The following is a 12,393-nucleotide window of genomic DNA, read 5'->3' as shown; positions in this document are numbered from 1 at the left end:
CTTGCCGGGGCCCTCTAATCGATAATGCGATACATTCGCAATATCGTATCGAAATTTGTCGCTACTGTTGCATTTGAAGCACATCGTTCACGGCCGAAAGCCGCCATGCGTGGCTCCGGTGCCGACTGATCGGTGGCGTCTTCGGCGGCTATCGCGAAACGGGGGGGAGGGTTAGCGGATCTGCCTTCGCCAATCCGCATCCTGGCGCAGATGGCGGCCAAGGTCGTGCCTTTGCCACATGTTCAAAAGCGAGATGGTAATCTTCAACTGCACGCGGGCGGTTTCGTTTGCGGTGAAGGCCGGATCGTAACGGTCCGGGACGGCTCCCGGGTCCGGGATTTCGCGCAGGATGGCCGGCGGGGCGGTCGTCATGTGCAGCGCGGACATCATTACATGCATTTCGAGATGCTGTTCGAGTTCGTCCCGATCCAGTGTCGGCCCGCCCACACGCGCATATTCGGCGATGAACAGGTCAAGCAAATCGCCCAGATGGCGGTCATGCATGTCGGGCTCGGCCGCGCCGATGCAACCCCAGATCGATGAGGCGACGGACATCTGCCCAACGCTGCCCCAGTCGATCAGCCCGGATTGCAACGTGCCGTCCGGTTCCCGCCAGAACCACGCGTTATCGACGTTGGCATTCATGTGGCACAGCGCGATCATGTCCGGCCGGGAGTACAAATAGCTCCAGATTTCGTCCTGATGGTCCACCGCCGCCGCTGCACCGGCCTTGAACCCTTCGAGAAACGCGGGATCGGCGATATGTGCCGGCACGAGATGCCGATACTGCTGGAGAAAATCCGCCAGGCGGCTGATCCTCTTGATCAGAAGCGGTGCGTCGAAGCGCGGGCGGCGCGCGATCATGGTCTCCAGATCGAGCGGAAAGTAACGTTCCGCCACATCGCCAAGCCGACCCGCCTTGTAGGCGCCCGACAGCCGCGCCAGATTTAGGACCAGCGCGCTGTAATGCGCGAAGGGATCCGGCAGGATCTGGTCCATGCATTTGGGCTGGTGCTGTTCGATCGCGCCCCGGCCGTAGGGGATGCGTTCGGAGATGATGATTCCGGTGAGCGTTTCCTGCTCAATGTCGGCAAAGAAGCATCGCGGTACGGCGATCGGAAATCCCGGATCGCGCGACAAGTTTGCCAGCCGAACCTCCGGCGGCATGTGGTGCCGGCCGCTATCGCGGACCTTGTCCTGGAAATTGCGCGAGAATTTCACGAACAGATCGGGCGAAAGCCCCGGCACATCCCGTTCATATTCCACCGAGAGGTGCGCTTTCACGCCGGTTCCGCCCAGTGTCCATTCGTCCAGCCCGGTGATGCGCGTGACGCTGTTGTTCGGTTCGAGCATGCCGCTCTTGCGGAAGGCGCGCGTCAGAAAATCGGGGCCGCCGGATTTCAGCGCTTCGGGATGTGCTGGAAATTCCAGGCCGAACATATCGCCCCGCGCCCAATCGATGCTTGTCGTCTCCACCATGAGGCAGAGCTAGCGTGAGTTCGATTTCGAGCGCAATGGCCCGGCCTTCACCATCCCTGCCGCGTTGCGTTCGGCTTGAATGCGTTCGCTGGCCTGGCGTGAGGCGCCGCATGCTCAAACGCGAGTTTTACCCAAGGCAGGCGCAGGTCGGTATGGGTATAGAGGTGAAGCGAACTGGCGCCGGCCTGTGGGCCGACGCCGTTCGATCAGGATTGGAATACGGTCAGATTTGAACCTGCCCGCCATCCACGAAGAGTTCGATGCCGTTGATGAAGCTGGCTTCGTCGGAGGCGAGGAACAGCACGGCCTTGGCAATCTCCTCCGGCTGGCCGATGCGCCCGGCCGGGATCAGACCGGCCAGATAGTCCTTCGTGCCTTCCGCCTGTTCGCCGCCGCCGAACAGTTCGTTCAGTCCCGCCGTCTCGGTCACGCCGGGGCTGACGGCGTTCACGCGGATGTGGCGGTCCTTCAGGTCCAGGATCCAGTTGCGGGCGAAGTTGCGCACTGCCGCCTTGGTTGCCGAATAGACGCTCAGCGCCGGTGTGCCGGAGACGCTGGTGGTGGATGCGGTGAGGATGATCGATGCCCCGTCCTTCAGCAGCGGCAGGGCCTTCTGTACGGTGAAGAGCACGCCTTTGACATTGGTGTCGAACGTGCGCTGATAGTGGTCTTCCGTAATTGCTCCCAGCGGGGCGAACTCGCCGCCGCCGGCATTGGCGAACAGCACGTCGATCTGGGGGTGCTGCTGCTGCACGGCATCGTAGAGCCGGTCGATATCGGCAAGGTTGGACATGTCGCCGCGAACCCCGGTGATCCGGCCGCCGATGGCGCGCACTGCCGCGTCCAGTGCATCCTGCCGGCGGCCGGTGATGAACACCGATGCGCCTTCGTCCGCAAAAGCCTTGGCCGTTGCCAGCCCGATGCCGCTGGTGCCGCCGGTTACCACGACCACCTTGGTGTTGAACTTGTCCGTCATCGTCTTTCTCCTGTGAGCATTTCGGCGGGATCGCCGTTGCCCCATGGAAATGCCTCCAGAACGATGGTGCGTGTAGTCAGCAGATGTGGCACTTAGCGTTCTACCAGAGGAACGCTGATGAAAATCGATCTGAACGACTATGCCTATTTCGCGGAGGTGGTGAGCCACGGCGGTTTCGCGGCCGCCGGGCGCGCGCTGCGCGAGCCGAAGTCCAAGCTTTCGCGGCGGATCGCCGGGTTGGAGGAGCGGCTGGGAATGCGCCTGATCGAACGATCGAGCCGCCGTTTCCGGGTCACCGATACCGGGCAGGCCTTCTATGAACGCTGCCGCACGATCCTGGCCGAAGTGGAACAGGCGGAAACCCTCGTGCAGCAGGCGCAGGCAGAGCCGCATGGCCGGGTCCGCTTCAGTTGCCCGACCGGGTTGATCGAACTCGTCTCGGGCCTTGTCTCTTCCTTTCTGGAGCGCCATCCGAAAGTCAGGCTCCAGATCGTGGCGACCGATCGCGCGGTGGACCTGATCGGGGAGCGGATCGACGTTGCCCTGCGCGTGCGGACGGCTTTGACCAGCGATGCCGCGCTGACCATGCGGTCGCTGGGCGTTTCGATGCGCATTCTGGTCGGCAGCCCGCAATTGGCCAGCCGCGTGGCGGAGGTGGGGGATCTGGCCGATCTGCCCTGTCTCAGCACCAGCGATTTGGGGGAAGACAGCGAATGGCAGTTGGAAACCGACGATGGGCGCGCGCGCGCAATCCGTTTCGAACCGCGGTTGGGTTGCGAGGATATGATGGCGGTTCGCAGTGCGGCGATCGACGGGCTGGGCATCGCGCTGCTACCCGATCACATCTGCAGTGCCGCCTTGAGCGAGGGGCGGCTGGTGCACATCCTGCCCGCGTGGCGCGGTGCGAAGGGGATCGTGCATCTGGTTTTCACGACCCGGCGCGGTCTACCGCCCGCCGTCAGGGCCTGGATCGACCATCTGGCGGCCGGATTCCCGAAGACAACGAAGCCAGGTACTATTTGAGCACAGCAATTGGGCTGCGATCGATCTTGCAGGCCATTACCTTGATTTCGATTGCAGCCGTCCGTTCGTCGGTTAAATTGTGAAAAGGCAGGTGGGGTGAACCACAATGGCTTCGATCGAACGAAATTCGGGGAAACGAATAAGTTTTGTTCTGGCCACGGCGGCGATCCCGCTCTTTTGTTATTTTGTGGCCGCACTCGTGGTGCTTCATGTGTTGAAACCGGACTATACCGTCGTCGATCATATGGTCAGCGACTACGCGGTCGGTCGATACGGGTGGATTATGACGACGGCTTTTGCATCGGCCGCGCTCGGCTGCTTGATGCTTGGGGCGGGCTTGTTGGGCGGGGGACCCGTTACATGGGCGGGTCGTCTGGGCGCGATACTGCTCCTGATCACTTCGGCAGGCCTGATGGTCACGGCGATCTTCCCCACCGATCTGGAGACAGCCCCTTCGACGCCTACCGGCGATATCCATGCAATGAGTTTTTTCGTGAACATCGTTGCAATCCTCTTATCGGCGCTGCTCCTGGGCTTTAGTTATCGCGGTGCGGTTGCCTGGCAGCGCTACAAGGCGGCCGGACTTGGCTTTGCCGCTCTCCTCGTCGTGGCTTTCGTTGCGCAGTTCCTGACGCTTCACAAAGGCGCCCCTTACGGCATCACCAATCGCGTGTTCGTGGCAATCTTGATGGCCTGGCTTGTCTCGACATCCTTTTGGCTCCGAGAGGTGGTCTCACGGTGACAAAGCCTCCGGGCTGATCTGTAGCGAGGCGCTTTGATGGGGTGGAGCAGCCGAACGGGCAGAAGCAAGCCGTTCCGAGCAACCGCTTCCCCAGGTTGGTTCCGCGCCGACGTGCTGCTGTTCAGCGCATGAGCGGGTATGCTGCAATGCAAAATAACCTGTTGCGCTGCAGCGGGGCATTTGTCAGGATGACCGGCGAAAACTGATCCGCTCTGCAACGCGGCGGCTGCGGCATCAGGCTTTTCGGAAAGCACGAAGGTGGCAATGGCGCCATCGACCGAACCCGGTAACGGGGCGGTCGATGGCGCCTTTTTTCGTATGGGGAACAGGCGTGAGGGAACGAAGCGGCAAAGGTAAGCGGCCTGATGGGGCAGCAATGCGACGCGCGATGCTCGCAGGCATGGTGTGCGCGGCGCCAGTGGGCGGGATTGCGCATGCGCAGGATATAACGCTCAAGCCCGTGGCCGAGGCAAGGGTGCGTTACGAGCATGTCGATCAGGACGGTTTGGACCAGGCTGCCGATGCATTGACGCTGCGCGTGCGTGGCGGTCTCGTTGCCAGCAGCGACGGCTTGGCCGCCACCGTTGTCGCGCAGGGGACGCTGGCGGCGGTGGACGATTACTACGACGGTCTGCACGGCAGCGCGACCCGGCCGCTGGTGGCCGATCCGCAGAACATCGCGCTCTATCTGGCGCAACTCCAGTACCGCTCCAGCGCGGTCGTCCTGACGGCGGGGCGGCAGAAGATCGCGCTGGACGACGAGCGCTTCGTGGGCAACGTCGGCTTTCGCGACAATGCCCAGACGTTCGACGCGGTGCGCGCGGAAGTCATGCCGCTGAAGGGGCTGAAGCTGGACCTGTCCTACGCCTGGAGTGTGCGGACGATCTGGGGGATCGACGGCGTCGGCGCGCGCCAGCAGGCGATCGGCGGGAACAACGTCTTCGCCAACCTGTCCTACGCCACGCCCCTGGGCACGCTTGCCGGCTTTGCCTACCTTGTCGACCAGGATGAGGCGGCCGTGCAGGGCTTCCGCTTGTCCAGCCAGACCTACGGCGTGCGGCTGGCCGGCCGCCATGCCTTCTCATCGGCCGTGAAGCTGGCCTATCAGGCCGCTTATGCCCGCCAGTCCGACTGGCGGCGCAATCCGAACGACTATCGTGCCGATTACTGGCTGGCCGATGCCACGCTGGAGGTGAAGGACTGGAAGCTGAACGCCGGGTATGAAGCGCTGGGTGCAAGCGGTGGGCAGAGCGCAGGAACGGCGCTCACCAGCTTCCAGACCCCGCTCGGTACCAATTTCAAGTTCCAGGGCTGGGCGGACAAGTTCCTGACGACGCCTGCCAACGGGGTGCGGGATCTCTATTTCAGCGGCGGTTACGGCTGGAAGCAGTTGGGGCCGCTGTCGGCCGTGGCGCTGCAAGGGATCTGGCACCGCTTCGACAGCGACAGGTTGCGCCAGCATTACGGCAACGAAGTCGATCTGTTGGCCTCCGCCAAAGTGAGAAAGACCACGATTGCCCTGCGCTATGCCCATTACGATGCGCATGCGCTGGCCACGGATACCGACAAGTACTGGGTGCAGTTCGACTGGAGCTATTGAGGCCGGGGGGCCTTCCGGAAAAATACGGTATTTTGCGGCCGTCTGTCACAAGACGGCAGTGAAACGCGATCAGGATCGACGCGATCACATCGTCGAGCCGCCCTGACTCGCCTTTTTCATGCGAAACCGTCGTCTGTTGAAGGCCGGGTTCCGGGCCCCGACCGGAGGCGCGAATGCACAATACGATCGGCGGCATGCAGCCGACCTGCGGGCAGATGGGCAGACCGCGTCCAGCCGTCCGGATCTGAACCAGGGCCTGGGCAAGGCAGGGATGATCGGCTTCGGCGCGGCCATCATCGCGGCGCTCCTCTATGTCGCCTCCAGCGTTTTCAGGGATGCGCAGGCGGCCCACGTCCATCCGACGACCCTGCTGCCTTTCGTGCTGCTGTTCGTTGCGCTGCTGATCGCGCTGGGCTTCGAATTCGTGAACGGTTTTCACGACACCGCCAACGCCGTGGCGACGGTGATCTACACCAATGCGCTGCAGGCGACGACGGCGGTCGTCTGGTCGGGCTTCTTCAATTTCCTTGGCGTTCTGCTATCCAGCGGCGCGGTGGCATTCGGCATCGTCTCGCTGCTTCCGGTCGAACTGATCCTGCAAGTGGGATCGCATGCCGGCTTTGCGATGGTCTTCGCGCTGCTGATTGCCGCGATCATCTGGAACCTTGCGACCTGGTGGCTGGGCATTCCCTCTTCCAGTTCGCACACGCTGATCGGCTCGATCATCGGCGTGGGCGTTGCCAATGCGTTCCTTGAGGGTAAATCCGGCACTGCCGGCGTAGATTGGTCCAAGGCGACGGAGATCGGGCAGGCGCTGCTGTTCTCTCCCCTGATCGGCTTCGGGCTTTCCGCCCTGCTGTTTCTGGCGATGAAAGTGCTGATCCGCCATCCCGCACTCTATCAAGAGCCGGAGCCCGGCGTGCCGCCGCCGCTGTGGATCCGCGCCCTGCTGATATTCACCTGCACCGGCGTCAGCTTCGCGCATGGTTCGAATGACGGGCAGAAGGGCATGGGCCTGATCATGCTGATCCTGATCGGCACGGTGCCCACGGCCTATGCGCTGAACCGGGCGGTGCCGGAACAGTACACGGCGCAGTTCCACGCCAATGCGGTTGCCGCCGTTTCGGTGCTGCACGCGCCGGAAACGCCGATGACGCCGGACGAGGCCCGCCAGGCCGTGACGCGCTTCATCGCCGACAAGCATTTTGAGCCTGACACTCGCCCTGCCGTGGCGGAACTGCTTACCGATATCGACCAGCAGGTGCGCTATTACGGATCGCTGGCCAAGGTTCCGGCGCAGGCGGTGAAGAACGTCCGCAACGACATGTACCTCGCCTCCGAAGCGATCAAGCGCCTTGGAAAGGAAAAGGCGGCTGGGCTTTCCGACGCCGACAATGCCGTGCTTTCGCGGATCAAGGATTCGCTCGATCGCGGCACCCGCTTCATTCCCACCTGGGTCAAGGTCGCGGTGGCCTTCGCGCTGGGGCTGGGTACGATGATCGGATGGCGACGGATCGTCGTCACCGTGGGCGAGAAGATCGGCAAGTCGCACCTCACGTACGCACAGGGCGCCGCGGCGGAACTGGTGGCGATGGGCACGATCATGGGCGCCGACTCACTCGGCCTGCCGGTTTCGACCACGCATGTGCTTTCGTCCGGCGTGGCCGGGACGATGGCGGCCAACCGGTCAGGGTTGCAGATGGCCACGATCCGCAATCTGGCGATCGCCTGGGTCCTGACCTTGCCCGCCTCCATTGCGCTGGCCGCGCTGCTGTACTGGCTGTTCCGCATGGCGATCTGACCGGGCGCGAAAGCGGTATGGGGCCGGTATGTGCTTGTGATGGCGTGGCCGCCGGCATTACCCCGGATTAATCCACAATAGTGCTGCAGGATCGAGCATCGTTCGGGGGAATATGCCGGACGCGGTGGGAGAACGCCGATGCTCGAGGGTGCAAAGCTCGAGGGTGCAAGGACCGAACTGTTTTCGGAACTGATCGAAACCTGCGACGGCATGCTGCCTCCACAGGTCTACGCGCGCATCTACCAGACCGCGCAGCGCGGTGGGCTGATTGTCGAAGTGGGCACGGCACTGGGCGCGGCAACGGTCGCCCTTGCGCTCGGGCTCAAGCACTCGGGTCGGGCGGGGCACGTATTCACGTTCGATCCCATGACGGGCGGGCCAAGGCGATCCGTCGGCTCCGCGGAGAAGCGAATTGCCCGTATCCGCCAGAATCTGGCCCATTATGGCGTCACCGATCTGGTGACCATCACCCCCCACGACCTGTGTGGCGGCCTTTCGGCTCTGCCGGACGGGCCGGTTTCGGTGCTGATGCTCGACGCGGATGGCCGCATAGATCGCGATCTGGAAATTCTGAACGACCGGTTGGTGCGCGATTGCTCGCTGATCATCGACGATGTGGCCGATCTGGTGCGCGTCAAGCGGCGCGGTGCCGTGTATCGGATAGACAGCAAGATGCGGCTTTCCTGGCTGCTGACCAACAAACTGATAGCATCCGGTTCCTTGAGCACCGGGCAAAAGCTGGTGGACACCTATTTCGGCCAGTTGACGGGGGATCGTGCCCGACTGATCGAGCCTGCGGACGCGCTGGACGCCTATCGCCAACTGGTTTTCCAGAACGCATCGGCCAATCGCATGCAGCGATTGCGATCGCATGTGCTGGAATGGTGGCAGGATCTTTCGCCCGATCTCGCCGCCAAATGCCGGCGCGCCTATCGCCGGATCAAATATCGCGACCAAATGGCGGCGTCAGACCGCGTCCATCCCGCGAGCGATGCCAGCGTATCGCAATCCACGCGCCAATGATGGCGGCTTTCACCCGGCCAAATCGACGATGGCGGGTGCAATAGGCCACAAGAAGAATGATCGGGATGGATGTGCCTATTGCCCGAAGAATTGCCAAACGCATTGTGATATCCCACTGTCATTATTGTTTGCGACACCCGGCTGACCAGCGGCGGCGGCCGGGGATCCGTGTCGTGGTTCCCTGCAATGGACAATTGCAGGGAACCACGTTGTCGGTACCTAGTTGATTGCTGCAGTATCGCCGTTCCGCACGCAGCGGTCGGCCATCGGAGGCGCCGATGAAGTGGATGACGGACCAATCCGATGCCGGTCAGCTTTCCCGCCCCCCGGGTCCCGGCTTGCTTGACCGGTTTCGCGCCGTCCGCGCGCTGACCGCTTCTCTGATAGAGCCGCTGGGGGAGGCGGATGCGGCGGCGCAGTCCATGCCCGATGCCTCGCCCGCGAAATGGCATCTGGCCCATACCACCTGGTTTTTCGAGACGTTCCTGCTGCGCGATCAGGTGCCAGGTTATCGGCTGTTCGATCCCGACTGGCCGTTTCTCTTCAACAGCTATTACGAGGCTGAGGGTGCCCGCCTTGCGCGCGCGCAGCGCGGCCTCATCACCCGGCCGACGCTGGCGCAAGTGATCGACTATCGCCGGCAGGTCGATGCCGCCTTGATCGCTGCGCTGCCGGAACTGGCGGAGCGGCATGGCGACTTGCTGGAACTGGGGATCCAGCATGAGCAGCAGCATCAGGAATTGCTGCTGACGGATATTCTCAACCTGTTCGCCGCGAACCCGCTGGGGCCGGCTTATTGCGCCGATCCTGTGCGGGATGCGGCGCCCGGGCAAGCCCTGCCGTCGGCCATGCGATGGATCGAGGGGGGGCAAGGGCTGGTTCAGGCCGGATACGGCGAGACCGGCTTTGCGTTCGATAACGAAATGCCCGCCCATCAGGCCTTTCTCGCGCCGCACGCGCTGGCCAGCCGGCCGGTGACGAACGGGGAATGGATCGCCTTCATGCGCGACGGCGGCTATGCCGCGGCCGGGCTCTGGCTGTCTGACGGATGGGACTGGGTGCGCCGTGAAGCCGTCTCCGCGCCGCTCTATTGGCGGGGAGAGGGGGAGGACTGGCAACAGTTCACGCTTGCCGGATGGCGGCGTGTCGATCCGGAAGCGCCGGTCTGCCATGTCTCGTTCTATGAAGCGGATGCCTTCGCGACCTGGGCTGGAGCGCGCCTGCCTACCGAACAGGAATGGGAAGCGGCGGCACGGGGCCATGATGCCGCGCAGGGCATCCAGCTGGATGGTGCGGGCGGGGTAATGCCGCGTGCCGAAGCCGAAAATGACGGTTTTGCATCGCTGTTCGGCAATGTCTGGGAATGGACCGGCTCGGCCTACCGTCCCTACCCGGGTTTCCGGACCGCACCGGGCGCCGTCGGCGAATACAACGGCAAGTTCATGTCCGGCCAGTTCGTTCTGAAGGGCGGAAGCTGCGCCACGCCGCGCGGCCATGCGCGGGCATCGTACCGGAATTTCTTCCAACCCCACCAGCGCTGGCAGTTCACCGGACTGCGCCTTGCCAGGAGCCTCTAGTGCAAATCAGCGAACTCGAACTCGACATCGAGAAGAGTGATTTCAGCTTCGATCCGGCCTTCCGGGCCGATGTGCTGAACGGGCTATCACAGACGCAGAAGGCGATCCCCGCCCGATGGTTCTACGATCTGGAAGGATCGCGCCTGTTCGAGGCGATCACCCGCCTGGCGGAATATTATCCGACGCGGGTGGAGCGCGGGCTGCTCGATCGCCATGCCGGGCAAGTGGCGGATCGCCTTGGTCTTGCCCCCACCATCGTCGAGTTCGGCTCGGGCAGTTCGATCAAGACGCGCATCCTGCTGGATGCGATGCCGGGTGCGACGTATGTGCCGGTGGAAATCTGCGGCGAGTTTCTGGCAGAAGCCTGCGCCGGCCTCTCGGCGGACTTTCCCCATGTGGAGATTCTGCCGGTAGAGGCCAACTTCATGAATCCCGTCTCGCTGCCGTCGCCGCGCGGATCCGGGCCGATGCTGGGCTTCTTCCCGGGTTCGACGATCGGCAATCTGCAGCCAAGGGCAGCGGTCGACCTGCTGCGATCGATGCGCGCTACTTTGGGGGAGGGCAGCAGCCTGCTGATCGGCATCGATCGGCTGAAGGATCGCCAGCGCCTGCTGCGCGCTTACGATGACGCCGATGGTATTACCGCGCGCTTCAATCTCAATCTTCTGCAGCGGCTCAATCGGGAACTGGACGGAACTGTCCCGATCGGGGCCTTTCAGCACCGCGCGCGCTGGAACGACGATTGGAGCCGCGTGGAGATGCATCTGGAAGCGACCCGCCCGGTAGAATTCGAAATTGCGGGGGAGACTTTCGCGCTCGACCATGGCGAGACGATCCACACCGAGAATTGCCACAAGTATACGCCCGCGCAGATGCGCACCCTGCTGCAAGCCGGGGGTTGGTGCGAGGAATGCCATTGGGTGGACGGGGACGGCGATTTCTCGCTCATCCTCGCCTCCAGCGTGCCGGATCTGGCTGGCCCCTGACCGCTTACTCGTCTGCCGAAAGGGCATGAATGGGCAGCAGCGCTGCCCCCAGCGTGATCGGTGATCCGCGCAGGCCCGAGACGCGAACCGGCGGGCGTCGTTCCCCGAAGGTCATGACCAGACTGGCCCGGTGCAGCCTCTCGCCCAGCCCGTGCAGGATCGCCGGGGGAAGCGGGCCGGCCAGAACGATCGCACCGGGATCCAGCCAGGCAAATGCAGTGTTGCAGATCAATTCAAGCTGGCGCGCGGCGCGGTCCATCCAAGCCTCGATCGTGTCGCGCTGGCCGGCCGCTTCCGGGTCGATTTCCGCTACGGACGTGACCGCGCAGCCCGCCGCGCGCAAGTTGGTGAGCAGGTCCAGCGGGCTTGGTCTGGGCTGATCGATGGGGAATAGGCAGCCCACTTCGCCCGCCACGCCGAACTGCCCGCGCACCAGCCGGCCATCGACGATCACCCCTGCGCCAATCCCATAGCCCAGCAGGACGACCACCACAGTCGAGAAATCGCGTAGCAGGCCGTCCACGTAGTATTCGGCCAGCGCGGCGGCATTGGCGTCGTTTTCCAGCCAGAGCGGCCAGCCCAGTTCGCGCGCCATGATCTCTCGCAGCGGCGCGTCCCGCCACTCGGGCAGGGCGTCCACCACACTCCAGCGCTCGCCGTCGATCGACATGGCCGGGCCAGGCACTGCAATGCCAAGGCCCAGCATCCGCTGCCCCAGCAGGTTGTGCCGGTCCACCAGTCCATGGGTGATGCCGCGCAGTTTGCGGGCGAATTCACCCGGCGTGATCGGCGGTATCGTCTCGCGATGGGTGGCGATTACCCCGCCCGCCAGATCGAGCAGGGCGATGTCCAGCAAGCCCTTGTGCGCGGTGGCACCCACCGCATAGCCGCCGCTTGGCGCGATCCGCAGCGGCACTGCTGGGCGCCCGCGCGCCTGCGCTTCGTTGCCGGTCAGTTCTTCCAGGATGCCCAGCGTCATCAGCGATCGCGACAGTTTGGTGAGCGCCGCGCCGCTCATTTCCAGCCGAAGACCGAGGGCGGAGCGCGAGAGCGGCCCAGCCTTGCGCAATTCGCGGATGATCCGCCGCTGGTCCTTGTCGATCTGGGGAAGCTGCATGCGTGCTGTCCTGAGCGGCCGGGAATTCGGCTGGTCGCAGATATTAATTATTTTCTGTAAAATATTTAA

At 63.5% G+C, this 12,393-nt stretch carries 10 protein-coding genes; 7 read left to right on the top strand and 3 right to left on the bottom strand.

Annotation, left to right across the window (positions count from 1 at the left end; all coding sequences use genetic code 11):
- Positions 1–171: 171 nt before the first annotated feature.
- Both WBP07_RS23825 and WBP07_RS23820 read right to left on the bottom strand, forming a co-directional pair.
- Complete coding sequence (locus WBP07_RS23825) at positions 172–1,479, bottom strand: hypothetical protein (RefSeq protein ID WP_395397561.1); 1,308 nt, start codon at positions 1,477–1,479, stop codon at positions 172–174.
- A gap of 223 nt (positions 1,480–1,702) precedes the next feature.
- A complete protein-coding gene (locus WBP07_RS23820) occupies positions 1,703–2,455 on the bottom strand; it encodes an SDR family NAD(P)-dependent oxidoreductase (protein ID WP_395397560.1) in 753 nt (250 codons plus the stop codon).
- 117 nt (positions 2,456–2,572) lie between these two features.
- Here WBP07_RS23820 and WBP07_RS23815 point away from each other — a divergent pair, with 117 nt between their 5' ends.
- The 7 genes from WBP07_RS23815 (at position 2,573) to egtD (ending at position 11,207) form a co-directional block, all read left to right on the top strand.
- Positions 2,573–3,478 carry a LysR family transcriptional regulator gene (locus WBP07_RS23815; protein WP_395397559.1) on the top strand — a complete coding sequence of 302 codons (906 nt, stop codon included), beginning with the start codon at positions 2,573–2,575 and terminating at the stop codon, positions 3,476–3,478.
- 106 nt (positions 3,479–3,584) lie between these two features.
- Complete coding sequence (locus WBP07_RS23810; protein ID WP_395397558.1) at positions 3,585–4,220, top strand: DUF998 domain-containing protein; 636 nt, start codon at positions 3,585–3,587, stop codon at positions 4,218–4,220.
- 376 nt (positions 4,221–4,596) lie between these two features.
- A complete protein-coding gene (locus WBP07_RS23805; RefSeq protein WP_395397557.1) occupies positions 4,597–5,820 on the top strand; it encodes a hypothetical protein in 1,224 nt (407 codons plus the stop codon).
- Positions 5,821–6,091: 271 nt separating this feature from the next.
- Positions 6,092–7,621 (top strand): inorganic phosphate transporter, encoded by a 1,530-nt coding sequence (locus WBP07_RS23800; protein WP_395398233.1) that lies wholly within the window; start codon positions 6,092–6,094, stop codon positions 7,619–7,621.
- Between the two features lie 138 nt (positions 7,622–7,759).
- Complete coding sequence (locus tag WBP07_RS23795; protein ID WP_395397556.1) at positions 7,760–8,644, top strand: class I SAM-dependent methyltransferase; 885 nt, start codon at positions 7,760–7,762, stop codon at positions 8,642–8,644.
- 287 nt (positions 8,645–8,931) lie between these two features.
- Entirely contained in the window at positions 8,932–10,221 is a 1,290-nt protein-coding gene (gene egtB / locus WBP07_RS23790; protein WP_395398232.1) for an ergothioneine biosynthesis protein EgtB, read from the top strand.
- Positions 10,221–11,207 (top strand): L-histidine N(alpha)-methyltransferase, encoded by a 987-nt coding sequence (egtD, locus tag WBP07_RS23785; RefSeq protein ID WP_395397555.1) that lies wholly within the window; start codon positions 10,221–10,223, stop codon positions 11,205–11,207. Before egtB ends, egtD begins: the two co-directional genes overlap by 1 nt.
- A 4-nt stretch (positions 11,208–11,211) precedes the next feature.
- On the opposite strand, the gene WBP07_RS23780 is transcribed toward egtD, so the two are convergent.
- Complete coding sequence (locus WBP07_RS23780) at positions 11,212–12,324, bottom strand: ROK family protein (protein WP_395397554.1); 1,113 nt, start codon at positions 12,322–12,324, stop codon at positions 11,212–11,214.
- Between the last annotated feature and the right edge of the window lie 69 nt (positions 12,325–12,393).

This window comes from Novosphingobium oxfordense (genome assembly GCF_044029435.1).
In the GTDB taxonomy this organism is placed as follows: Bacteria; Pseudomonadota; Alphaproteobacteria; order Sphingomonadales; family Sphingomonadaceae; genus Novosphingobium.
Note: the sequence above shows the minus strand (reverse complement) of the source record. Positions and strands in the feature narration are given on the sequence as shown.